This window comes from Pseudoduganella ginsengisoli (assembly GCF_009720865.1).
Lineage (GTDB): Bacteria > Pseudomonadota > Gammaproteobacteria > Burkholderiales > Burkholderiaceae_D > Rugamonas > Rugamonas ginsengisoli.
The window spans coordinates 1-24,603 of record NZ_WNLA01000021.1; the positions used below are offsets into that span (position 1 = coordinate 1).

Below are 24,603 nucleotides of genomic sequence, written 5' to 3' on the forward strand. Positions count from 1 at the left end.
GCCACTGGCCCTGCATTGACCGGCTGCCCAGGCGTCGCGCCTGCCGTTTGCGCCACGGCGCTGTTGCCGGCATCTGCCGCAGCCTGCTGTGCCGGTGCAGCGGTGGCCGCACTGGCGCCGGACGGCAGTGCCTGCGTACTGGCGGACGCGCTGATATCGGCTGGCTGGGGCGATGCATCCGCAGTCCCGGCGCTGCTTTGCTGCGCCTGCCCGCTGCCGCTGTCCGCAGGCGCGGCCGCCGCTGTTGCCACGGCGGCTGGCGCGACAGGCAGCGGCAAAGGCGCCACCGGAACCGGCACATTGATCACGGGCGGCGCAGGCAGGATCGTCAGCGTGCCATCCGCATACGTGATGTCATAGTTAGCACTGCTCAAGCCTTGCGGATGAATGGTGTACTGCCCCGGCGTGCTGGCGCCCTGGCTGGAACCGCCGTAGCTGAGCATCCCCGCCAGCACGGATTCCGTATCCGTTCCGGCAAAGCCCGCATAGACGACGCCATTGCCGCCTACATAAATCGTACCGTTGTACACCATGCGGTCGGCATTGGCCGTAACTGTCAGCGGCGCGCGGGCCACCGTCAATGCGCCGCCCTGGTAGGCGATCGTGTAATTATTGCTGTCCAGTCCTTGCGGCATGATGAAGTACGTGCCGGCCGCCACCGCGCCCTGCGCACTGCCGCCGTAGGTCAGGCTGCCACCCAGCACCGCGGCGGTTTCCCCATTGACGAACCCGCTGTAACGCACGCCATTGCCGCCCGCATAGGGCTTGGCGTCATAGGTTTTCGCGGCATCGGCGGCAGTCACCGTCAGCGCAGCCTTGCCCACTTCGAGCACGCCGTTCGCATACGTGATGCTGTAGTTGCGGCTGGCCAGGCCGGACGGGATGATCGCGTACGTGCCCGCGTTGACGGCGCCCTGGCTGCTGCCGCCATATTGCAGGCTGCCGCCCAGCACCGGCTCTGTCTCGCCATTGACGAAACCACTGTAACGCACGCCGTTGCCGCCCGAGTAAGCCTTGCCGTCGTAGGTTTTGCCCGCGTCCAGCGCGCTCACGGCCAGCGCCGCCTTGCCCACCTCCAGCGCACCGTCCTGGTAGGTAATCGCATAATTGCGGCTCGACAGGCCGGAAGGCGTAATCACATAACTGCCCGCATCGACAGCGCCCTGGCTGTTGCCGCCATATTGCAGGCTGCCGCCCAGCACGGTGGCGCCTTCGCCATTGACGAATCCACTGTAGCTGACGCCATTACCGCCTGTATAAGCTTTGCCGTCATACGTCTTGCTGGCGCTGCCGGCGCTGACGACCAGCGCCGCCTTGCCGACGTCCAGCGCGGCGTCCCCATACGTGATCGTGTAATTGGTGCTGGACAGGCCGGACGGCTTGATCACATAGCTGCCCGCGTCCACCGCCCCCTGGCTGCTGCCGCCGTATTGCAGGCTGCCGCGCAGCACTGCCGCGGTTTCACCGTTGACAAAGCCGCTGTAGCTGACGCCGTTGCCTCCCGCGTAGGCTTTGCCATCGTAAGTCTTGGCTGCGGGATTGGCTGTAACGGCCAGCGCGGCAGGCCGTATCGCCAGCGTGCCGCCCTCAAAGACCACCGTATAGTTCGCGCTGCTGAGGCCAAACGGCAGGATGCTGTAGCTGCCCGCATTGACGGCGCCCTGGCTCGTGCCGCCATAGGCCAGCGTGCCTTGCAGGCTGGCCGCCGTGTCGCCATTCAAAAAGCCGCTGTACGTGACGCCGCTGCCGCCGCTGAACGGCAAGCCGGAATACGTCTGCGACGCATCGCGTGCCCGTATCGTCAACAGCGCCTGGCTGATGGACAAGGTGCCGGGGACATAGCTGATCACGTAATTCGGGCTGGCGAACCCCGATGGCACGATCGCGTACTTGCCTGACTGTACCGCGCCCTGGCTGTCGCCGCCATATGCCACGGAACCCAGCGACGCGGCGGTGTCGCTTCCCGCCAGGCCGGTAATGGTGACGCCGTTGCCGCCGCTGTATGGCTTGCCGTCATAATAGCGCGATGCATCGTTGGCCGTGACCGTCAGCGGGGCCGGGTCGATGCGGCCCACATTGCCGCTGGCTGCCGTGGGCAGCACGTAGTTGGACAGGCTGGTCCCGGCGCCGGCGATATAGTCCCCCGCTTGCAGCGCCACGCTGACAGTCTTGCCGGACGCGGCGCCGGCGCTGTCATAAGTCCCGGCCACCTTGCCGACAGTGACGGACTGGCCCGCCACCACCCCGGTCAGTGCATAGTTTTGCGTTCCCAGGCTGGCCACGTCCGTGCCGTCATAGGTTTTTACGACACTGCCGGCCAGGCTCAACGACAGTGGCGCCTTGTCAACCGTCAGCGCACCGCTGGCGTACTGGATCGCATAATTCGTGCTCGACAAGCCTTGCGGAATAATCGTATAGCTGCCCGCGTTGACCGCGCCCTGCGACGTGCCGCCGTACGCCAGTGCGCCACCCAGCACGGCGGACGTCTCGCCGTTGACGAAGCCCGTATAGCTGACGCCATTGCCGCCACTATAGGCCACGCCATCGTACGTGCGGCTGGCATTGGCCGCGGCAACTGTCAGCGGCGCCTGCCCGATGGCCAGCGCGCCGTCCACGTAGGTGATCGCATAATTTGTGCTCGTATAGCCCTGCGGAGTAATGGCATAGGACCCTGCGTTGACGGCGCCCTGCGCCGTGCCGCCGTACGCCAGCGCACCACCCAGCACGGCGGATGTCTCGCCATTGACGAAGCCTGTATAGCTGACGCCATTGCCGCCGCTGTACGCCAGGCCATCGTAGGTCTTGCTTGCATTGGCGGCCGTCACGGTTAATGGCGCCTGCGCCACGGTCAGCGCGCCGTTGACATAGCTGACCGCATAATTGGTGCTGGATAATCCCTGCGGAATGATCGTATAGCTGCCCGCATCGATGGCGCCCTGCGCCGTTCCGCCGAAACTCAGGCTGCCGGTCAGGCTGGCCGCGCTCTCGCCATGGACAAAGCCGCTGTACGCGACGCCATTGCCGCCACTGAACGCCAGGCCGTTGTACGTCTTGCCGGCGTTATTGGCGGTAATGGTCAGCGGCGCCTGCGCCACTGACAGCGCACCGCCGGTATAGCTGATCGTATAGTTCGTGCTGGTATAGCCGTGCGGCGTGATGACGTAACTGCCCGCATTGACTGCCCCCTGCGCGCTGCCGCCAAAAGCCAGCGCGCCGCCCAGCACGGCGGAAGTCTCGCCATTGGCGAAGCCTGTATAGGTGGCGCCATTGCCGCCGCTGTACGCGAGGCCGTCATACGTTTTGTTGGCGTTGTTGGCCGTTACGGTCAGCGCCGCCTTATCCACGGCCAGCGCGCCGTTGGCATACTGGATTGCATAATTCGTGCTCGACAAGCCTTGCGGGATGATCGTATAGCTGCCCGCATTGACGGCGCCTTGCGACGTGCCGCCGTAGCCCAGCGTGCCGCCCAGCACGGCGGACGTCTCGCCATTGACGAAACCGGAGTAAGTGGCGCCATTGCCGCCGCTGTACGCCAGGCCGTCATAGGTTTTATTGGCATTGGCCGCCGTTACCGTCAGCGGCGCCTGCGCCACCGTCAGCGCGCCGCTGGCATAGCTGATCGCATAGTTGGTGCTGGTATAGCCTTGCGGCGTGATGGCGTAGGAGCCCGCATTGGCGGCGCCCTGCGCCGAGCCGCCAAAGCCAAGCGCGCCGCCCAGCACGGCGGAAGTCTCGCCATTGACGAAGCCTGTATAGCTGACGCCATTGCCGCCGCTGTACGCCAGTCCGTCATACGTTTTCGCAGCGCTGGCGGCCGTCACCGTCAGCGGCGCCTGCGCCACGGCCAGTACCCCGTCAACGTAGGTGATCGCATAATTACTGCTCGACAGGCCCTGCGGAACGATCGTATAGCTGCCCGCATTGACGGCTCCCTGCGCCGTGCCGCCGAAACTCAGGCTGCCCGCCAGGCTGGCCACGCTTTCGCCGTTGACGAAGCCGCTGTAGCTGACGCCATTATTGCCGCTGAACGCCAAACCGTTATAGGTCTTGCTGGCGTTGGCCGCAGTGATGGACAGCGGCGCCTGCGCCACCGTCAGCGCACCGTTGACATAGCTGATGGCGTAGCCCCGGGTGTCGGTCAAGCCGCTGGGCACGACGGTGTAGCTGCCCGCGTTGACGGCGCCAAACGCGGTGCCGGCCACATTCAGCGAGCCGGACAGCATGGCAAGCGTATCGCCGCTGGCCAGGCCCGTTGCCGTGGCGCCCAGCGAGCCCGCGTATGCCTGCCCGTCATAAGTCTTGGCGGCGCTATTGCCCGTGATGGCAAGTGCAGGCCGTTCGCGCGCAATGATGTTGGTGCCGGCAACCAGCGCCGCGCTGAAATTGCTGGCCGTCGGCGTACTGTAGTAGCGGAAGCGGCCGCTGCCAGCGCCTGCCAGCGCTGTCAGCGCGCTGTCATTTGCCGTCCCCGTGTAAAGCGTGGCGCTGCCGCCAGCGCCGTAGGTGACCGATGCGCCGCTGTTATACACGATGTCGCCACCCGCCGCCGTGCCTGCGGCGATGCCACGCCCCGCTACCAGGGTCACGGCATTGGCGGCGGAACTGGCGGTGGCAATGGCGCCATTGACGGCCAGGTTGCCGGCCGCCGAGACGGACACCGTGCCTGTCACCCCGCTGACGCCGTTGACGGCCGTCGCGCCCGTATCGATGACGGTCACGTTTTGCGCAGTATTGACCGTCACGCCGCCTGCATGGAATGCGCCGGACGTCCCCAGCGCCACACTGGTGGCGGCGCTGCCATTGTTGACGGTCACGTTGCCGCCCACCGATTGCGTGGTGCCGGCTGCCGTGATGCCGCGCGGCGTCGTCAATGTCAGCGTATTGCTGCCGGGGATGGCAACATTCGGCATCGTGATGGCTTGCAGCGACGTGCCGCCCCACGTGAAGCTGATGTCGCCGTTTTGCAGCGCCGCATCCCCCAGCAGGCACGTACTGCAAACCATGTACGCATTGCCACCATTGCCCTGGTCCATGTTGACGGTGATCGACAGCGGACCGCCATTGGTCGTGTACAGCTTGGCGCCGCCGTCGAAATAAAACGCAAAACCATTACTCCCCGTGGACGTATTGCTGTTGCCGTTTGCCGTCACGTTGATGCCGCCGCTGCCGGCGCGCACGATACTGCCGGAGCCGAACGCCACGCCATCGCCCGGCGTGAACGACGGCGTCCAGCTGCCGTCGCCCCTTACCGTCATGCCGCCCGCAGTGCCCAGGTTCACATTGGAAAAGCCATACGTGACGCCATCGCCGCCCGCGCTGCCGCCCTTCCCCCACACCCACAAATTGCCGCCGCTGCCCGTGATCGTCGCGTGGTCGTTCATGACGCCGATCGCCGCCACGCCGCCCACGCCGACCGCAGGCGCGGTGCAGCCGGCCGCCGTGCACGAGCCGCCGCCCATCACGAGGTTGTTGGCGTTCATGCTGATGGTGCTGCCGGTGACGGCAATGCGCCCGCCGCCGCTGGTGTCCGTGTCCGCATTCAAGATCAGCGGCTTGCCCATGTTGACGGTGGCGTTGGTGACGAAGATGCTGCCGGGAGTGCTGAGCGTCAGCGGCACCGTGTTATTCAGCGTAAAGCTGGAACCGACCGTGATGTCGCCGGCATTCGGCCCGCCAATGACCAGCTGCGACAACGTCGAGTTAAAGCGCGCGGTATTGAAGATGGCAGGGCCGAACAGGCTCAGTGTCCCCGCGCCGCCCACCAGCCCCACCGTGGCGCCGGCCGTGGCGGGCTGCAGGTTGACAATACCGGTCCCCGTCACGCTGCCATTGATATTGATGGAATCCGTCTTCAACGTGGCCGTGCCGGTGCCGATGTTGATGGTGGCCGTGTTTGGAATCAGCAATTGCCCCTGTCCCGCATCCGTATTGGCGCTGATGGCCCCGGCCGTGCTGGAAGACAGCACCAGGTTGCCGTTGTTGGTGGTGATGTTCTGGTTGACGGACAAGGTGCGGCCAGCCAGCAGGCTCAGTGTGCCGCCCGTGGTGCTGCCGCTGGCGACGATCGGCGACGACACGGTGATGTCATTGTTGGCTTGCAAGGTCACCGCGGTGCCCGCATTGAGGTAGCCAAGGATATCGGCCGGCGTCACCACATAGCTGGAACCCGCGCCGCCATCGGCATAGGCGAACGTGGCGCCCGTCAGCGTATAAGCCGGGATCGATGGATCGGGCGCCATCAGCAGCTGCACATTGGCCTGGCCGCCCGCCACCACGCGGTCGGTGGCGGCCGCCACGGCAAAGCCCAGGTTATAGTTGGTGCCCAGCGTCAGCCCGCCCGCGCCGTCCTTGATGGTGCTGCTGTAGCCCGGCGACGCCATGTTGGCCGAGTTCATGCCGTTGAACACATACACGCGGCCATAGCCATAGCCTTCATTGTTCGACATTGGCGCGCCTACGTAAAGCAAGTCGCCCGCCAGCGCCAGCGATGCGCCAAAGCCGTCGCTGCTGCCGACCACCGGTGTACCGGAAGGCACGGTGGCATTGGTGATGGTGTTGCGCAGGGCCAGGCTGCCATAGTTCGCGCTGGACAGGCCGTCGTACAGTTTCACGCTGTTGGACGAACCGATCGCCAGGTGGTCGCCATTGGCGGCAAGCGCTTGCGCCGCCACCGCCAGCGTATTGCGGTAGGCAATCGTACCGATCGATGACGGCGACGTGCCCAGGCCATCAAACAGATAGGCATTGCCGGTGGAGCCGACAATCAGCTTGTCGCCGCTGCCGGCAAACGCCAGCGCCGTGCCGAAGCGCCCGCTGGCCGGCAAAGCCGGCATGCCGCTGACCGGTGTCGCGCCATCGATTTTCGCCGCATACGTCACCGTGCCGAAGCTGCTGGTGTAATTGAACAGGTAGACGCCGCCCTGGAAATTGTTATAGAACGGCGCGCCGATGGCCAGGTGGCCGTTTTGCAGCGCGATGGCGGAACCGAAGTCCGCATAGCCGGTTCCCAGCACGGGCGGCGTGCCGCTTGCTCCCACCAGCGCGCCGCTGCTGGTGCCAGGATTCGATATGCGCGTCATGAACGTCAGGTTGGCCCAGTTGGCGCTGCTGGCGCCCGCGTACAGGTACACGGCGCCGCAATTGCTGGTGCAGGTGGAGCCCGTCGCCACGTAAGACTTCAAGCCGATGGCAAGGTGGTCGCCATCCAGTGCAAACGATTCGCCAAAGCCGCGCGTGTCCGTGCTGCTGGTGTTATACGGCGGCGACGACGGCAAGTTCACCGTGCCGGCCTTGGTGGGTTCCGTCACACTGCTGATGGTGATGTTCTTGGGATCGAACAGCACGCTGCCGGCCACGATGGTTCCACCGGCCTGCAGCGCACCGCTGGACGACACTTCCACCTTGCCCCCTTCCGCGCGCAACGCTCCTTCCATGGCGGTGCCGCGGTCCGACCACACGCTGATGGCGCCGCCGCGCGCACTGACGGAAGTGGCGCCATTGAGCTTGATGGTGTCTGCGTGCGGCAAGCTGCCGCCGCCCTGCCACTCGCCGCCCAGGTTCACAGTGCCGCCATCGGCCGATACCGTGGCGCTGAGCAGCGACATGGCGCCGCCGCTCAGCTGCACCAGCCCGCCCGCGCCGCTGGCCGTCACGGTGGACGACAGCGTAAAGTCCGCGTGTGGTCCTGCCACCAGCCGCACGCTGCCGCCATCGCGGCCCGACGCATCGAAGCTGTGCCCCTGCACGGCGCCCAGCATGACGCCGGCATTGACGGCAATGCCGCCGCCCTTCCCCTGGGGGCTGGCGACGCTGGTGCTGCCCTGGCCAAAATACACGTCCTCGGCCCGCACGTCGACGTTGCCGCCCGCCGCCGCCACGGCGCCTTCCTGGCTGACACTGCCCGCGCCGCCATCGAGGAAGATGCGGCCATTGCGTTCGGCCAGCGCATCCGCTTCCAGCACGCCGCTGTTGTGCACGACGCTGCCCTGCACCTGGTTCGCGCCATGCGCGGACAAGATCACATGGCCGCCGGGCGCCCGCACCGCATTGCCGTTATCGACCAGCGCCTGGATCGTGGCGGCCGACACGCGTACATTGGCCAAGGTGGCAGCGCCTTCAAATTGCAGTTCGAACGTTTCCCCGGCCGCCAGCACCGCCGTGCCCTGGCGGGCAATCACGACGCCACGGTTGCGCACTTCCGGCGCCAGCAGCGCGATGTAGCCGCCCAGCGCGGCGCGCAGGCTGCCTTCGTTGACCACGCTGCCCTGGCTGCCGCCGCGCGTGAAGCGGTAGCGGCCCGCCATGAAATCGTCATTGCTGATGCCATGCGTGGTGGCCACCAGCCCGCCCACGTCCACGCTGGCGCCCGGGGCGAAATAAATGCCGTTCGGGTTGGTGAGGAATACCTGGCCGTTGGCCGTGATGCTGCCGAAAATCTGGCTGGGCTGGCTGTCCAGCACGCGGTTCAACATGACGCTGGCGGCGTCCGGCTGGCGGAACGCCACGCTGGCGCCGCGCCCGACGTTAAAAGTTTGCCAGTCGATGACGGCGCGGCTGCTGCCCTGCTGGACATCCATATGGGCGCCCTGGCTGGAGACAGCGGCCTGCCCCGCCGCCACTTGCGCACCGGTGGGCAATTGCGTGGGCGCGGGTTGCGCGTGAGCGATGGCGCCCGGCAGCATCAGCGCGGCAGTAGCAGCGGCAACGGCGACTGCGCCGGCCACCCCGCCACGCTTGCCGCGGCCGCGTGCGTGTTCGCTGACAGGCACCCAAACCTGGCCGCATTCACTCCAGCGCAAACGGTAGCAGCGGTTCATTGCCTGTCCCTACAGCGCCATGCTGGCGGTCAGCCACAGGCGGCTGCGCACCAGCGTGCCATCCTGGTCCGCGCCGGACGGCGCCGGGTTCGGATTGCGGCCGATACGGTGCGACAGGACTGCCTTGATTGAGGCGCCCGGCAACGGCGTCCACGCCACGCCCAGCCCCGCTCCCCGCAAGCCCTGGCGGTTATGTTTCGGCGCACCGGCAAAGCCATGGTCATGATTGACGCGCACCACGCCCGCATCGGCATGGGCCGACAAGGTCAGCGCGTCCTGCACGCGGTAGCGCAATTCCGCATTGACCATCACCCCATCCGCGCCCCCCACTTCGCTGGACGGATAAGCGCGGACACCGGAAGCGCCGCCCAGGTAAAACTTTTCACTGGAATCGAGGTTCTTGCTGGCATATTGGCCGCTGAGCTGCAGCACACCATGCCAGTGCGCGCCCAGTGTCTGGTTGCGCGTGGCGCTGAAACGCAATTTGGCATAGCGGCCTGCACTGCGGGTTGTCGCCGCGTCGGCGCTCTGGTTGGGCGAACCGTCCAAATCCAGGCCGCCACTGGACATGGTAACGCTGCCGCTATTACTGCCTGCCGCATCGCTGGCGGAGCCCGATAGCCCGGCCGACAGCACCCCCACCTTGTAGCGGGTCGTGACGGCGCCGCCGGAGACGTTGTTGAAATCCTTGCGCTCCCAGGCCAGCGCCAGGCTGGCATTTGCTTGCCGGGCGCGCAGCAGCGGGTATTGCAATTCCACGCCTGCCGAGCCGGAATCGCCGCTGGCCTGCAAAGCGGCAAACTCGGCACTGACCAGCCGATAGCGCATGCGCGACACATTGGCGCCGGCACGCCAGCCGGCGCTGCCCAGCGGCACGCTATACGCAAGCCGCCCGTAATTGCTGCCTTGCGTATGCGCAGCGCTAACAGTGGCCAGGTCGCTGAAACTCAACGGGCTACTGAGTTGGAAGTTGACCGCCAGCCGTACCGGGCCCGTCGAGCGCGAACCTGTATTGTCTGTGCTGGCGTCGCCGCCCAGCAACGGCGCGGGCGCCACAGCGACCACCACTTCGGTTTCGCCCTGATTCTTACCCTCCTGCAAGCTGCCGCTGGCGCGCACGCCGGGCAACTCTTCCAGCAACAGCAGGGCGCGGTCCAGCGCGGCGGCCTGCAAAGGCTGGCCCGGCGCCTGGCTGGATTCGACCAGTCCCTGCAGGTATTCCGGCCGCATCCGCGCCCCGGGCGCGGCTTCAATGCGCACGGCGCCAAAGCGGGCTTCGACAATCTGGATGATCACGATGCCATCCTTGATTTCCTGGCGCGGCAAATACGCCCGCACGACACGGCCAGCCGACCGGTATGCGGCGCCAACCGCGGCGGCAGCTTCCTGCAATTGCGCGAAGCTCAGCTCGCGCTGAGTCCAGCCGGCGACGATGGTTTGCAGGGTTGCATCAGACAGGGCTTCATTGCCGGCAAAACGGAATTGTTGAACGAATACTTTGCCGGTCATGGCAGTCATTGGCGGCGGCAATTCCGCTTGCGGTGCAAGTTTCGGTTGTGGCATGGATGAAGGCAGGCTGCGCTCGATTTCCTGGCGCAATTGGCCGGCATCGGGAGGAATCTGCGCCGCACTTGCAACAGTGGCCACAAGCACAGCAGTGATACCGGTCCACCAATGGGAGCACCCCATGATTCCTCTTGTTTTCGCCCAGGAAGAAAACAGTATGGAAAGGCCGGCGGCGGGTGTCAAACCAAGTTTGAAGGAACGGCGCCGCTGTTACGCGTATCCAACGATTTTTGAACTTTAGCTTGCCAAACCAACAGCGCGGGACAACGATCTATAACGTTCTAACAAGGGAGCATGCCGTGCTGTCAATCAAGAACTGGATCATTGCCCTGCTGTGCTGCAGCTGCCTGTCTGCATGGGCTGCAGAACCGCCGAAACCACAGGCCCCTGCGCCTGACGGGATTGAAGTCGGCGTCTATCTGGTCAACGTCCCTGCCGTGAATTTGAAAGAGAAGAAATTCCAGCTGGACTTTTATTTATGGTTCCGCTGGAAGAATGACGAACTCGATCCGATGGAAAATTTTGAAATCGTCAACGGCCACGTCGATGGCAAGGAAAGCGTCAAGAAGAGAAAAGCTGGCGGCTATAACTACAGTTCGGCGCGCATCAGCGCCACCATTTACCGCAACTTCGTATTAAACCGCTATCCACTGGATGACCAGGCGCTGAAACTACAAATTGAAAATGCCGGCGGGGCCGGCACGATGCCGCCGTATATTCCTGACAAAGCCCAGTCCGGCGTCAGCGCAAAGATCGACGTGCCCGGCTGGCGCGTGCAGGGTTTTGAAGGCTATGCCTCCACCACGAAATATCCAACTACATTTGGCGATCCCGAAGCCGCCGGCCAGAAGGAATCGCAGGTGCAGCGCTACACCTTTGCCGTCAACCTGAAACGCGCCGGATGGGGCAACTTCATCAAGCTGTTCTCCATCCTGTTCCTTGCCGCGGGCCTGGCGTTCAATGCCTTCCGCATTCCGTCCGACGCGATCGACGCCCGCATTGCCTTTGCCGCATCCGCCGTCTTCATGGCGGTGCTGACGCAAAGCGCGCTGTCCGCGACCTTGCCGGAAACCGACACCTTCGGCATGGCGGACTTGCTGTACAACGCGACCATGGGCTTTATTGCGGCCAGCTTCGTGCTGATTGTCTACACCTACCGCGTGTCGGAGCAAGGCAACGCCGCGCACGCGGAAACCGTTTCACGGCAAGCCGGGTGGAGCTTGACGGTGCTGTATCTGCTGGCCGTGCCGGCCATTGTGCTGCTGGCGTGACGGCTGGCGCCCCATCCAATTTATCAGACAGGGCCAGTGCGCCCTGTCCTGATTTTCAAACGCAGCTTCCGTGGCCCGGGGCTTGCATTCCTTAGGCATCAATCACTTAGCGGTACTTGCGCAGCTGGCACAGCGATTGCTCCTCTCCAAGTATTTTTAACGGAGACAAACCATGCGCATCTCTATGACCGTACTGGCCGCCCTGCTGGCCAACATCAGTTACGCAGCCGAACCCGTATCGGGCGGCGAAATCAAGATCGGCTACCGCGAATCGGCCGCACCGTTTTCATTTGCCGATGGCCAGAAGCCCGCAGGCTATACGATCGACTTGTGCGAACACATCGTGGACGCCATCCGCAAGAGCATGGCCCCTGCGCCATTGAAAGTGACGTACGTGCTGCTGACGTCCAGCGACCGCGTGGAAAAAGTCAAAACCGGTGCAGTGGACCTGGAATGCGGCGCCACCACGGTGACGCCGCAGCGCGCGGCCGACGTGGCGTTTTCGCAGCCGATCTTTTATGCGGACACAAAGATCCTCGTGAAAGCCGGCTCCGGCATCCAGTCCGTGATGGATTTGAAAGGCAAGCGCGTCATCGTCAACCAGGGTGCAGCCGGTGCGCCGATGCTGGCCAAGGCAGACCTGGAAAAGGGGCTGCACATCCAGTTCGTCAAATCGCTGGACACGCGCGAATCGTTCAAGTCCCTGCAACAGAACAAGGTTGACGCGTTCGTGCACGACGACGTGCAGCTGGCGCGCCTGGCTGCGACGTCCTCCAGCGCCAAGGACTTCGTGCTGCTGAACGATACGCTGTCCAGCGATCCGATCGCCATCATGATCCGCAAGGATAACAAGGCGCTGAAACAGGCAGCCGATGCGGCGCTGGCAAAGATCGCCGCGTCCGGCGAGCTGTCGAAAATCTATGGGAAATGGTTCATGACGCCCACGTTCAAATTCCCGATGGGTGAAGCGCTGAAGCAGGCGCTGAAAGCGCCGTAAGTTCTAGGCCGCCAACCGCAATTCCCGCGCTGCCGCCACCATGTTCGCCAGTGCCGGCACCACTTCATGCCACTGGCGGGTTTTCAGGCCGCAATCCGGGTTGACCCACAGCCGCGCAACGGGAATGCGCTCGGCGGCTTTTTTCATCAATTGCACGATGTGTTCGCGGCTTGGAATGTTCGGCGTGTGGATGTCGTACACGCCGGGCCCGATTTCGTTGGGATACTTGAAGTGGTCGAACGCGTCGAGCAATTCCATATCGGAGCGCGACGTTTCTATCGTGATCACGTCCGCATCCATCGCGGCAATCGACGCGATGATGTCGTTGAATTCCGAATAGCACATATGCGTGTGGATTTGCGTGCGGTCCTGTACGCCGTTGGCCGCAATGCGGAACGCTTCCACCGCCCAGTCCAGGTAGTGCTGCCACTGGGCTTTGCGCAGCGGCAGCCCTTCGCGCAGCGCCGCTTCATCGATCTGGATCACGCGCACGCCGGCCTGTTCCAGGTCCAGCACTTCCTGCCGGATGGCCAGCGCCAGCTGCCGGCACGATACGGAACGGGGCTGGTCATCGCGCACGAACGACCAGTTCAAGATCGTCACGGGGCCCGTCAACATGCCTTTCATCGGCTTACCGGTCAGCGATTGCGCGTAGCGGGTCCACTCCACAGTCATGGCGCGCGGGCGGCTGATATCGCCAAACAAAATCGGCGGCTTCACGCAGCGCGAACCATAGGACTGCACCCAGCCAAACTGGCTGAATGCATACCCCTCCAGCTGTTCGCCGAAGTATTCCACCATATCGTTGCGTTCCGCTTCGCCATGCACCAGCACGTCCAGGCCCAATGCTTCCTGTTCGCGCACGCTGCGGGCGATTTCTTCCCGCATGGCGGCCTGGTAGCCTGCCGCGTCCAGCGTTCCGGCCTTGAAGGCGCTGCGCGCGTGGCGGATTTCCGCCGTCTGCGGAAACGAACCGATGGTGGTCGTCGGATACAGCGGCAATTGCAGCAGCGCGGCCTGTTCCGCCGCGCGCTGCGCATAGGGGCTATTGCGGCGGCCCATATCGGCATGCAGTTGCGCCACCGCCTGCCGCACGGCGGGATTGTGCACACGCGGCGATGCGCGGCGCGCAGCCAGTGCGGCCAGGTTGTCCGCCAGTTCAGCGGCGACGGCTGCGCGGCCTTCTCGCAGCGCCTTGGCCAGCACCTGCAATTCATCGAGCTTTTGCACGGCAAAGGCCAGCCACGACCGGATTTCCGCATCCAGCGCTTGTTCACTGTTCAAATCCACCGGCACATGCAGCAGCGAACACGATGGCGCAATCCATAAACGGTTTCCCAGCTGCTGCGCCAGCGGTTCCAGCCAGTCCAGCACGGCCGTCAAATCGGTTTTCCAGATATTGCGGCCATTGATGACGCCCAGCGACAAGACTTTATGCGGCGGCAAAACATTGATCAATGGGCGCACGTCGTCCGGACCCGCAACGGCATCCACGTGCAAGCCTGCCACCGGCAAATTCGCCGCCAGGTATTTGTTTTCTTCCAGCTGGCCGAAATACGTGGCCACCAGCAGTTTGACGCGGCACACCTTCAACTGGTGGTAAGCGTAATTGAACGCGTACTGCCAGTCCGCATCGAGTTCCGTCACCAGCAGCGGTTCATCGACTTGCACCCATTCGACGCCATGCGCCGCCAGCGTATCGAGCAATTGCGCGTACACGGCCAGCAAACCGTCGAGCAAATCCAGCTTGTTCGAGCCATCCTTGGCCTTGCCCAGCGCGAGGTAGGTCACCGGTCCCACAATGACGGGCTTGGCGTTGACGCCCTGCTGCCGCGCTTCGGCTACCTGTTCCAGCAGGCGCGATGCATCGAGCCGGAACGTGGTGGCGTTTGTAAATTCCGGCACGATGTAGTGGTAATTCGTGTCAAACCACTTCGTCATTTCACCTGCCGCCACGCCGCCGCAGCATGCATGGTGTTCTTGCGCGGAGCGGCCGCGCGCCACGCGGAAGTAGTTATCGAGCGGATCGCCGTGGAAGTCTTGCACGCGCTCCGGCAAATTCCCCACCGTGAAGCTCATGTCCAGCACGTGGTCGTAAAACGAAAAGTCGCCGACTGGCGCCAGGTCCAGGCCCGCCTGTAGTTGCCAGTGGCGCCGGCGCAGTGCCGCGCCGGATTTCAGCAAGTCCGCGCGGGACGTTTCTCCCTTCCAGTACGGCTCCAGCGCAAATTTCAATTCGCGGCTGGCGCCGATGCGGGGGAAGCCGAGGTTGTGAACAATGGTCATGGGTACTCCGTGAAATGTTATCAGTGGTGATCAGTGCAGCCATGGTAAAGACTGCAATCCATGACGTAAAATGGTCTTTTCTCACATATCGATGAGCAATGCTCATGATTTACCATGATTGAACGCATCCACCTGGCCATCGTGCTGGAAGTTGAAAAACAGGGTTCACTGACGGCGGCGGCCGACGTGCTGTGCGTGACGCAGTCGGCGCTGAGCCACAGCATGAAAAAGCTGGAACAGCAATTGGGAACCGATATCTGGCTGCGCGAAGGGCGCAGCTTGCGCCTGACGCAAGCGGGCCAGTTCCTGCTGGCCGTCGCGCAGCGCGTCGTGCCGCAACTGGATCTGGCGGAAGAACGGCTGCGCCAGTTCGCGCAGGGTGAACGGGGCGCGCTGCGCATCGGCATGGAATGCCACCCGTGCTACCAGTGGCTGTTGAAAATCGTGTCGCCTTACCTGGCCGAGTGGCCGCTGGTCGATGTCGACGTCAAACAGAAATTCCAGTTCGGCGGCATCGGCGCGCTGTTTGGCTATGAAATTGATTTACTAGTGACGCCGGACCCCGTCAACAAGCCGGGACTGCAATTCGAACCCGTGTTCGACTATGAGCAGGTGCTGGTGGTGCACAAAGACCACCGCTGGGCGAAACTGAAGGAAGCCACGCCGGACATGCTGTCAGAAGAAACGCTGATCACGTATCCCGTCCCCATCGACCGGCTGGACATTTATAACCTGTTCCTGTTGCCTGCCAATTGCCTGCCAAAAAAGCACAAGACCATCGAAACCACGGACATCATGCTGCAAATGGTGGCCAGCGGCCGGGGCGTGACGGCGCTGCCGAAATGGCTGGTCACCGATTACGCGCCCCATTTGAACTTGCGCACGTTGCGGCTGGGGCGCCACGGTATCCAGAAACAGATTTACCTGGGCATACGCGACAGCGACAGCGGCATCGATTACCTGCAAGCGTTTATCGCGTATGCGCGCCGGCTCAGAAATGGTGCGCCAGCGTCACCCTGAATGAACGGCGCTCGACCGGATGGAAGTGGATGTCATCGACGCCTTCAGCCGGTTCGCCCGGCAAGCGGGAACGGTAGTAATAATCGATGTCGCTGGCTTTTTTATCGAACAGGTTGAAGATATCCAGCGCCACTTGGGTAGCCTTGCTGAACTGGTAGCTCGCGCGCAGGTAGGCCAAGGTGGTGGACGCGGACTGGATGCTGTTATCTTCCAGCAGCGGGCGCGGTCCGAAATGGCGCAGCTGGAAACTGCCCGACCACGGCCCCAGGCCGCGCACCGTGGCGCCAAAGGACAGTGCGCGGTTCAGCGCCCCCGGTATGCGGTCGCCATCAGGGCTGGTATCGGCGTAGCGGGCGCGCGACGCGGCCACGTCGAGGTCGAACAGCAGCCACGATGACGCCACATAGTGGTTGTTCCACTCAATGCCACGGCGGCGGCTGGGGCGCGTGGCTTCCGTCTCGCCCGCATCACCGATAAACAGCAGCTCGGAATCGATATTCAGCCGCCACAGCGCCAGCGAACTTTGCAGGCCGGGGATGATTTCCGAACGCAGGCCGATTTCACTGCCGCGCGTGGCCACCAGCGGCGTCACTGGATCGGTCGCGCTGCCATCGGGCAGGCGCGTTTGCGTCGTGCCCCGCGCATCGTTGCTGTGGAAGCCTTTGCCGAAATTGACGAAGTATTCCGTGCGCTGCCACGGACCGAATACCAGCGACAGCTTGGGCGACACCAGGTGCGCTCTGGCGGCGCCACTGTTGGCGGCCAAGTCGACGGCCACGTTGAATCGGTACGCGTCGTAACGCAGGCCCGCCATGCTGCGCAGCCACGGCTGCCACTGCGCGGTATTTTCCACGTAGACGCCCGCGCTGGATTCGCGCACACGGTCTTCGCGTACGGTGCCGGTACGGATGGCGCCAGACATTTCATAGATCGCAACGGGCGACAGCTGGTCATAGCGCGTCTGCAGGCCGGCCTTGTTGTGCATTTCTATGCCGCCGATATCGGCGCGCCACGACTGGGCAATATTGGCGCCCGCCATATTGCGGCGTTCGCGCTGCGCGTGCTGGTCGCCATCGGCCGGGTTATCGAGGTAATACGTGAAGTTGCTGACCAATTGCAAGGTGGAGCGCAACGCATACGCATCGAATTCCAGCAGCCCCGTTTCCGTGCGCACCCGCTGCGCATACGACAGGCTGTAACGGCTGGTGTCGCCGCCATCGGTCGGATCGATATTGCCAAAGCGGCCGATCCGCCCCGACTGGACGGCGCGCAGCGGAATCTGGTCCGTCGATTGCCAGCGGTTGGAAAACGCCATGCCCGTGATACTGAACCCATCGCCATGCGTGCCCTGGCTGTAGCGCAGCACGCCGTTATATTTGCGCACGCGCTGCGGCAAGTCCCACGGGCCGTCATTGGCAAGGACTTCCGCGCCAACCAGCAGCGTACCGGCGCCCATGCCGATTGAGTCAGCCAGCAGGCCGCGCCGGTAGCCGGATTCGCCCACAACGGCAGTTGCCAACCCTTGCGGCAATTTGTCGGCGATGCGGATATGCGCGGCGCCGGCCGAAGCGAAGTCGCCTTCATCGGCAAAGTATGGGCCTTTCCTGTAATCGATGCGCTGCACCAGTTCCGGTATCAGGAAATTCAAATCCGTATAGCCCTGGCCATGCGCGTGGGTGCGCATATTGACGGGCATGCCGTCGACAAAGGTGGCGAAATCCGTACCGTGGTCCAAATTAAAGCCGCGCAGGAAATACTGGCTGGCCTTGCCGTCGCCACTGTGCTGCGTGACGATCATGCCGGGCACGAATTCCAGCAATTCCGCCGTGCGCATGGCGGGACGGGCGGCAATCAAGTCAGCGGTAATGCTGCCCTGGCTGGCCGCATCGGACGTGCCGACGGCATTGTTATAGTGGCCCGTGACTTGAACGATGGCCGGTGCGGCTTCGTCAGCCGCCGCCTGCGTTTGGAATAAGGCTGTGATGCAGCCTGCAATGATGGTTGCCCTGGTTGGGAGCATGGAATAACCTCGTGTGCCCGGTTGGGCGGAAAGTAGTCTGCAAATATGCAGGCAGCTCAGTGTTTGCCGTCGCCGCCCTGCTGCGCTGGTTCAATCAGCACCAGCTTGCCCGTCTTCGGATCGCGGAACACTTCACCCACGCGGTCGTAACCGCTGCCGGATTCGGTGATGCCGGCGGCGGGGCGCTCAATCTGGCGGCCCTTTTCCACCGGCTTCGGCGTCTTGAACCCGCCATGCGCGCCCGCGATGGCGGCAATCAGGCCGCACGCAAATACCAGCATGACGTCCACCAGGTTGACGAGGCTGGCGCGGGGATCTTCATCGCTGCTGTCGAAGCGCGCATCGAGGCGGGAATACAGGCGCAGTCGCTTTTTCTGTGCACTCATGCCGCCAGCTCCCCGGCTTCCAATGATTCCAGCAATTCTTCATACCAGCGGCGGCGCAGCTTGCCGATCACGAGGCCGCCAATACCGGCCACCAGGCCCAGTACCGTGGCGTCAAACGCCACCGTCACGGCACTGGCCAGTTTGGCCGGGTCGCCCTGTCCCAGCGCGGCCAGCCCAGGTCCCAGCGGGATGATCGTGGCCATCAGGCCCAGCATCGGCGGGATGCGCGACAGCAGGTCTGCGCGTTCCAGGCGGCGGCGCGCGATGGCTTGCACTTGCGCGGTATTGCTGTTGGCGGCGAGTTTGGATAAGCCATAGAAACGCTCGCCGGCCGCGATGCCGGCTTCGGCAATGGCGACGGCGCACGCAGCCAGCAGGCAAAGCAGTGCAGGGGTGAGCAGCAGGCTGACACCGTCGTGCAGCCAGGTGAAGGACACCAGGTCGGTCATGTAAATCTCCAAGTGGTTAGGTTTTGGAATTGCATAGGGCGGGTTCTGCTACCGAACCAGAGTCCCACCCCAAACAAGAAAATGAGCGCTGCCAGCACGCTGAGGAGTTCCACCGCACGCACTGCCGCTGCCTGCGGCGGCTCCGGTTGCGCGGTCAATTCGTAAGCGCGTGGAGCGGGTGCGGCTGCTTCAGCCGGCGCATCGGCCGGCGCATCGGCCGGCGCCGCTGCGGCTGCATTTCGCTGTCCAGCTGCTGGCGCGCTGGCAGGAACATTCACAGCCGCCGTCTCCCCCCGCGCCTTGGCCAGCGCCACACCCAGCGCCTGCGCTTCCGCCTGATCCAGCTGCGGCGCCAGCCATTGCCACATCGGGTGGTCAGGCTTCGTGTGCCCGCTGCCCGGCAAGCCGTTGGCGGCAACGAGCCGCGCCAGTTCGCCGCCCATCTTGCGGATCGTGGCGGCATCGGTTTTCCAGTACCCTTTTTCCGCCGCCACCATGAAGATGGCCAGCATGTGCGCTTTCACGTGCGCGTTGTTGCCCTGCGCGAGGAACTGGGGCAATCCCAGCTTGTGGGCATCGTCGAAATACACGGACTTCACGTCATCCCACGCCCAGTTCTTCACGAGGTCGGGACGCGTCACCTGCCAGCCCCACAGGTTTTCCAAAAATTCCTGGCCCATCGTGCGGGCGCCCGAATAGCCGTGGTCCATCAATGGTTTCAGCCAGGCCGGGTTCAGGAAACGGCCCCGCAATTCGCCCAGCAGCGCAGAGGCCAGCGGTTCCACGTCGGCCTGCCCCGGCTGCGCATGCTGCAAGATCATGGCTTCCGGCACGCGCCCCGTGCGGCCTTCCACGGCCAGCGACAGGCCGCCCAGATAGTCAAATGCATCGTTGTTGTCCAGCAGCCCGTACAAGTTGCTGGCGCGGCCATGGTAAGTGCGGGTAATGCCATCGAGCGCCACGTCAAATGCGGCGTGGCTGGCTTCGCCCGCGTTGTCGAGGCCATACGCATGGCCCATGCGGTTGCGGTAAGCGCGGCCGATTTCATCGCGCTCGCGCCACGCGCCGGACCGTTCAGTCAACCGGTTGACACCGGCGCCATACGCGCCGGGTGCATCGCCAAACACGCGCTGGGCAGCGCCCCGGCCCGCGTCCAGCGCGGGCATGCCGGCTTTTTCCAGCGCGCGCTCGCGCACCAGCCACTCCTGCGCGACGCGGTTGCCGTTGACCGGCTCATTGCCCCACGCCGTGTTGCCCAATGGGGCCAGCGCCGCCTGCATGGCGTCCTTCAGCGCCGGTTCGCGCTCGACGATGCCGGCCGCCGACGCGCCCAAGGCCAGCCGCCCTGCCCGGTCGATCAGGCGGTTCAAGTTTGGATACAGGTCGCGGAACAGGCCGGACGTCGTCACCAGCGCATCGCGCCGCGGCGCCCCTGGAATCAGGCGCACGTCCGTCACGATGCCGCGCGCATTCCACACGGGTTCCGCGCCCATCAGCGCCAGCGTGAACGCCACCATCACGCCTTCATCGCGCACGGCGTCCGATGCCCACAGCAGCACGCCTTCGCTGCCCTGCGGATTTTTGTCGCGCGCCATGGCCTTGGCCGCCATCGCAGCGCCCAGCTGGTAACCCAGTTTGGTCGGCAGGATATCACCATCGACCGCGTGGAAATTGCGGCCCGTCGGCAGCGCTTCCGGCGAACGCAAAGGATCGTTGCCCTTGCCCGGTTCGATGAAGCGGCCATCGAGGCCCGCCAGCAGCGCCTGCATTTCCATGCGCGGCGAATCAGCCAGCTTTTGCGCCACGTCCGGTCCGCCCACGCCGCCTTTTTGCATCGATTGCAGCATCAAGTCCAGCGATGGCTGGTCCCACGGCCTGCCAAAGATGTGCAAGCCGAACGGCATGAATTTTTCCTGCAGCTTGGTCAGATAGTGGCCCACTTCATGCGCCAGCAAATCATCGTCGGCCGCATCGAAGCCGATGCCCCGTACCTGCAGCACGTCGGCCATCGACGCTTCCAGTTCCGCCTTTAAATTCAAGGCCGCCACCCGTTCGCGCATCAATTGCGCCGCCTGCGCTTTCAGCGATTCAGAACTGGCCGCCTCATAGCTTTCCACCACCTGGCGCAGCGCCAGCAAGTCGTCATACAGGGGGGTACTGGCCAGCGGCGGCGTCAAATGGTCGACCATGACAGCCAGGCCGCGCCGCTTGGCCTGCGTTCCTTCACCCACGCCATCAACAATGTACGGATACACACCCGGCAAATCCGCGCCCACGAGGCTGGGGTAATCGTCCGAGCCCAGCCCCACGGCTTTACCGGGCAGGAATTCATAGGTCGAGTGGCGCCCCACGTGCACCAGCGCATCGGCCTTGAAGCGGTCGCGCAGCCAGTGATAAAAGGCCAGGTACTGGTGCGGCGGCGTGATGCTGGTATTCGCATGCAGCAATTCTTCATCCACTTCCCAGCCGCGGGGCGGCTGCGGGCCGATAAATACATTGCCGAATACAAGGCCCGGCACCAGCAGCTTGCCGCTATCGACCATGATCTTGCCAGGCGCCGCGCCCCACCCTTTCAAGCCTTCGATGCCATAGCCCGACACGCGCCGGTTCAGCGGCGCCAGTGCAGCGCAGCGGCGCGCGGGTTTCGCATCGAGGCACTTGTGGTAGCCGTCCGCCAGCGCGGCCAGGTCGCGGATCGCCGCTTCCCGCTGCGGGTGGTCCGCCCCTTCGACCAAATGCTGCAATTCCTTGATGACGACTTCGGCCTGCTTGCGTCCCAGTAGCCATTCGCCCGACGCTTCCGCTTCCAGCACGTCGGCATGCAGGCGGCCTAGCAAGCCGCGCGTCACTTCGCCCTGCACACGGGGCGGCAAGGCGCCAAACCAGCGCGCATAATCCGCCGCGCTGACGCTGTTGACCGACGCACTTAATTCACGCAGGGCTGACCGGTCTTCCGGCAAATTCACGCCATGCGCCATGATGCGGTCCAGCAGCGCGTCCGGCGTGGCGGGCAATTCGCCCACCGTGTAGCCCGCCTTTTTCAATGCGTGCAGCATGTCGAACAGCGAAGCGGGCACATTGAGGTTGTCGGCGCCAATGTTCTGGCGGCCCGGCGGGTGGTTGTAGTAAATCAGCGCGACTTTTTTGTCGCGGTTGGCCTTGTGCCGCAACGTAACCCAGCGGTCCACCCGCGCGGCCAGCCGGTCCGCTTCCGCATCCAGCATCACGGGCGGACGGTTTTCTATGCCGGTCAGCGGATCGCGCTTGGATTGGCCCAGCGCCGCCACAACGATAGGCTGGCCGATGCCCTGCAATTCCGGCAGCGCCACGCGGTATTGGACCGAGTCCGGCGGCAAGCCATCCGGCGACAGGCGCCATTGCGTGGCCGTGCGGTCCGACAGGCGGATGGCCTTGAACAGCGGCACATCGAGTTTCTTGAACGCTTCCGACACGGCTTCGCGTCCTTCCGCCGCGCCAACGACGAAATCCTGCAGCACGACGACCGCTTCCGGCCTGGCTGGCGCGATCAATTCCGGCAAGCGTTCCAGCGCTTCCCGCGATGCGCCGCCCCAGCGCGGCAACACCTGCACGCACTGGCGCCCTTTTTGCCCGATGCGGCGGCACAGGTCTGCCGGCACCATGCCATCCATATTGGCCAGGTCCAGCACCACCACCGTGGGTTGCGCCTGCAATCCCAGCTGCGCCGCATTGTCCCACGCGTCCTTGTCGGCCAGTTCATGCGTACCCACGCGGACACGCAGCATGGCTTCCGGCTGAGGCGATGCCAACGCAATACCTGGATTGAGCAGATGCGCCAGCAGCGCGGCAGTATTGGCCACGCCGCCCGCCTGCCACAACTGGCGCGCGGCCAGCCAGTGGCGCGCGGCGGCATGCGCGTGCGCCGCCTTCAGCGCGGCTTCGGGCGGCTGTTCACTGGACAGCTGGCGCAGCGTCTCGGCAGGAAAGCCTTGCAGCACGCCGTTGGCGTCGCGCGTCATCAGGCTTAACGTGCCCTCGCCGTTCATGGCCAGCACGGAAGCGCGTACCTTCGCATAGCGCGGCAACGCGTCTTTCAAGCGGCGGGCCGGGTCGCCAAACAGCGCGACAGCCAGCACGGTGTCGGCCTGTCCCAGCCACTGCGCCACCTGTTTTTCATCGGCCGCCATGAATTGCGCCGGGGTGCGCAGCAAGATGCGGTCGGCGGGATGGCTGGCCAAATGGCGGTGCGCCGCTTCAACGGCAACCGGCGCGGAGCGTTCCGTTACAAGGGCAAACAAGGTGGCGGCATGCGCGGGCACACAGGCGAGCACGCACTGCAGCACCAGGAAGAACCTGATGAATGATTTGGTTTTCACGGGCGGTACCAGTTACCGCGTGCCGAGGCACGCATGACGAACGGGCAGCCGCCATGTTTATTGACAGACCGCCCACCGGCAAAACCACACCCCGGGTTTTGCACAATCCATCGTGATGGCCGGTCTTCTGGCTTGCCGTCATCCTTCCCTGATCCTGCCTTCCCGTGATAACCACAGTGGCGTACGATCGGAGTCGTCAGGCATACAGCAGCGGGGGCTGCGCCGGACTGGCGTGGAATGAAAACTCCGCGCGTCACCGGCTTCCCGTTTCACCCTCCGGCTGACTAGCGGGAGGGCACCATACACGTTATCGGCGGCATTGTACCTTTATTAATGCTAGCGTACCAGTGTCAGGCTGCCAGCGCCGGGTAATCGATGTAGCCTTGCGCGCCGCCGCCAAAGTACGAGCCGCGGTCCGCTTCGTTCATCGGCGCGTTGGCCTTCAGGCGCTCGACGAAGTCCGGATTGGCCAGCGCCATCTGGCCATACGATTCCACTTCCGCCAGTCCGGACGCCACGTCACTGCCCACCTGCTCGCGTGGACGGCCCGGCCGGTTCAGCACCAGCGCACCGCGCCACAGCTTGCGGATGTCAGCCAGCAGCGCGTCGTCGCCCTGGTGCATGATGTGCACATAGGCCAGCCCCAGCTTGTCGAGTTCCGCAATCAGGTAGCGGTACAGGTCCGGCCCCTCTTCCCCTTCATCGATGCCCCACAGTGTTGCGCCCGGCGACAGGCGGATGGCCATGCGGTCCGCGCCGACTTCTTCCGCCACCGCTTGCGCCAGTTCGATGGCAAAGCGGGCGCGGTTTTCAATGGAACCGCCGTAGGCATCCGTGCGCGTATTGGCGCTGGGTGCGAAAAATTGCTGGATCAGGTAGGCATTGGCGCCGTGCAGTTCCACGCCGTCCGCGCCTGCCTCGATGGCGCGCTTGGCGGCAAAGCGGAAGTCCGCAATCGTCTGCCGCACTTCATCCGTCGCCAGCGCACGCGGCACGGGAATGTCTTGCATGCCCTTCAGCGTGAACATGCCGGCGCCCGGTGCAATGGCCGATGGCGCCACGCCCTGCCGGTGGTGCGGCGTATTGTCCGGGTGCGACATGCGGCCGGCGTGCATCAGCTGGAAAAAGATGCGGGCGCCTTTTGCATGCACGGCGTCCGTGACTTTCTTCCAGCCCGCCACGTGGGCATCCGTATAAATGCCCGGCGTGAACAAGTACCCCTGGCCATCTTCGGACGGCTGCGTGCCTTCCGTCACGATCAGGCCCACGCTGGCGCGCTGGCTGTAATACTCGGCCGTCATGTCGCCCGGCGTGCCGTCGGCCTGGGCGCGGGAACGGGTCATCGGCGCCATGGCCAGGCGGTTTTGCAGCGTGTGGCGGCCGACGGTGACGCTCTCAAACAGTTTGCTCATCATGGATTCCTTATCCGGGTTGTGT

At 64.2% G+C, this 24,603-nt stretch carries 11 protein-coding genes and 1 riboswitch; of the genes, 3 read left to right on the forward strand and 8 right to left on the reverse strand.

What is annotated here, in order from left to right:
- Both GM668_RS24035 and GM668_RS24040 read right to left on the reverse strand, forming a co-directional pair.
- A partial coding sequence (locus tag GM668_RS24035; protein ID WP_155441507.1) for an MBG domain-containing protein occupies positions 1 to 8,816 on the reverse strand: 8,816 nt, incomplete at its 3' end.
- Positions 8,817 to 8,825: 9 nt separating this feature from the next.
- A complete protein-coding gene (locus tag GM668_RS24040; protein ID WP_170305797.1) occupies positions 8,826 to 10,463 on the reverse strand; it encodes a ShlB/FhaC/HecB family hemolysin secretion/activation protein in 1,638 nt (545 codons plus the stop codon).
- A gap of 218 nt (positions 10,464 to 10,681) precedes the next feature.
- On the opposite strand from GM668_RS24040, the gene GM668_RS24045 reads away from it, so the two are divergent.
- A complete protein-coding gene (locus GM668_RS24045; RefSeq protein WP_155441509.1) occupies positions 10,682 to 11,653 on the forward strand; it encodes a ligand-gated ion channel in 972 nt (323 codons plus the stop codon).
- Positions 11,654 to 11,825: 172 nt separating this feature from the next.
- On the forward strand, positions 11,826 to 12,650 hold the full coding sequence (locus GM668_RS24050; protein ID WP_155441510.1) for an amino acid ABC transporter substrate-binding protein: 825 nt from the start codon (positions 11,826 to 11,828) through the stop codon (positions 12,648 to 12,650).
- A 3-nt stretch (positions 12,651 to 12,653) separates the two neighbouring features.
- On the opposite strand, the gene metE is transcribed toward GM668_RS24050, so the two are convergent.
- On the reverse strand, positions 12,654 to 14,936 hold the full coding sequence (metE, locus tag GM668_RS24055) for a 5-methyltetrahydropteroyltriglutamate--homocysteine S-methyltransferase (protein WP_155441511.1): 2,283 nt from the start codon (positions 14,934 to 14,936) through the stop codon (positions 12,654 to 12,656).
- A gap of 114 nt (positions 14,937 to 15,050) precedes the next feature.
- On the opposite strand from metE, the gene GM668_RS24060 reads away from it, so the two are divergent.
- Positions 15,051 to 15,956, forward strand: a complete 906-nt coding sequence (locus tag GM668_RS24060) for a LysR family transcriptional regulator (RefSeq protein WP_155441512.1) — start codon at positions 15,051 to 15,053, stop codon at positions 15,954 to 15,956.
- On the opposite strand, the gene GM668_RS24065 is transcribed toward GM668_RS24060, so the two are convergent.
- The 5 genes from GM668_RS24065 to GM668_RS24085 all read right to left on the reverse strand — a co-directional run bounded on the left by GM668_RS24065 (position 15,928) and on the right by GM668_RS24085 (position 24,578).
- Positions 15,928 to 17,976 (reverse strand): TonB-dependent receptor, encoded by a 2,049-nt coding sequence (locus GM668_RS24065; RefSeq protein ID WP_155441513.1) that lies wholly within the window; start codon positions 17,974 to 17,976, stop codon positions 15,928 to 15,930. The genes GM668_RS24060 and GM668_RS24065 overlap by 29 nt on opposite strands.
- A gap of 56 nt (positions 17,977 to 18,032) precedes the next feature.
- Positions 18,033 to 18,362 (reverse strand): hypothetical protein, encoded by a 330-nt coding sequence (locus GM668_RS24070; protein ID WP_155441514.1) that lies wholly within the window; start codon positions 18,360 to 18,362, stop codon positions 18,033 to 18,035.
- Positions 18,359 to 18,811: a MotA/TolQ/ExbB proton channel family protein gene (locus GM668_RS24075; protein ID WP_155441515.1), complete on the reverse strand. Its 453-nt coding sequence runs from the start codon at positions 18,809 to 18,811 to the stop codon at positions 18,359 to 18,361. The genes GM668_RS24070 and GM668_RS24075 overlap by 4 nt, the downstream gene beginning before the upstream one ends.
- Positions 18,808 to 23,166, reverse strand: coding sequence for a cobaltochelatase subunit CobN (locus tag GM668_RS24080; protein WP_170305798.1), 4,359 nt, complete (start codon positions 23,164 to 23,166; stop codon positions 18,808 to 18,810). The genes GM668_RS24075 and GM668_RS24080 overlap by 4 nt, the downstream gene beginning before the upstream one ends.
- A gap of 101 nt (positions 23,167 to 23,267) precedes the next feature.
- A riboswitch (cobalamin riboswitch) is annotated at positions 23,268 to 23,484 on the reverse strand.
- Between the two features lie 32 nt (positions 23,485 to 23,516).
- The gene (locus tag GM668_RS24085; RefSeq protein ID WP_155441569.1) at positions 23,517 to 24,578 is read right to left on the reverse strand and encodes an alkene reductase; all 1,062 of its coding nucleotides are present in this window, start codon (positions 24,576 to 24,578) and stop codon (positions 23,517 to 23,519) included.
- Positions 24,579 to 24,603 lie beyond the last annotated feature (25 nt).

Excerpts from the sequence above, each read along its gene's own strand:
- GM668_RS24060 (WP_155441512.1), top strand. The coding sequence starts at position 15,051 with ATGATTGAACGCATCCACCTGGCCATCGTGCTGGAAGTTGAAAAACAG.
- GM668_RS24085 (WP_155441569.1), bottom strand. The coding sequence starts at position 24,578 with ATGAGCAAACTGTTTGAGAGCGTCACCGTCGGCCGCCACACGCTGCAA.
- metE (WP_155441511.1), bottom strand. The coding sequence starts at position 14,936 with ATGACCATTGTTCACAACCTCGGCTTCCCCCGCATCGGCGCCAGCCGC.
- GM668_RS24075 (WP_155441515.1), bottom strand. The coding sequence starts at position 18,811 with ATGACCGACCTGGTGTCCTTCACCTGGCTGCACGACGGTGTCAGCCTG.
- GM668_RS24070 (WP_155441514.1), bottom strand. The coding sequence starts at position 18,362 with ATGAGTGCACAGAAAAAGCGACTGCGCCTGTATTCCCGCCTCGATGCG.
- GM668_RS24065 (WP_155441513.1), bottom strand. The coding sequence starts at position 17,976 with ATGCTCCCAACCAGGGCAACCATCATTGCAGGCTGCATCACAGCCTTA.
- GM668_RS24050 (WP_155441510.1), top strand. The coding sequence starts at position 11,826 with ATGCGCATCTCTATGACCGTACTGGCCGCCCTGCTGGCCAACATCAGT.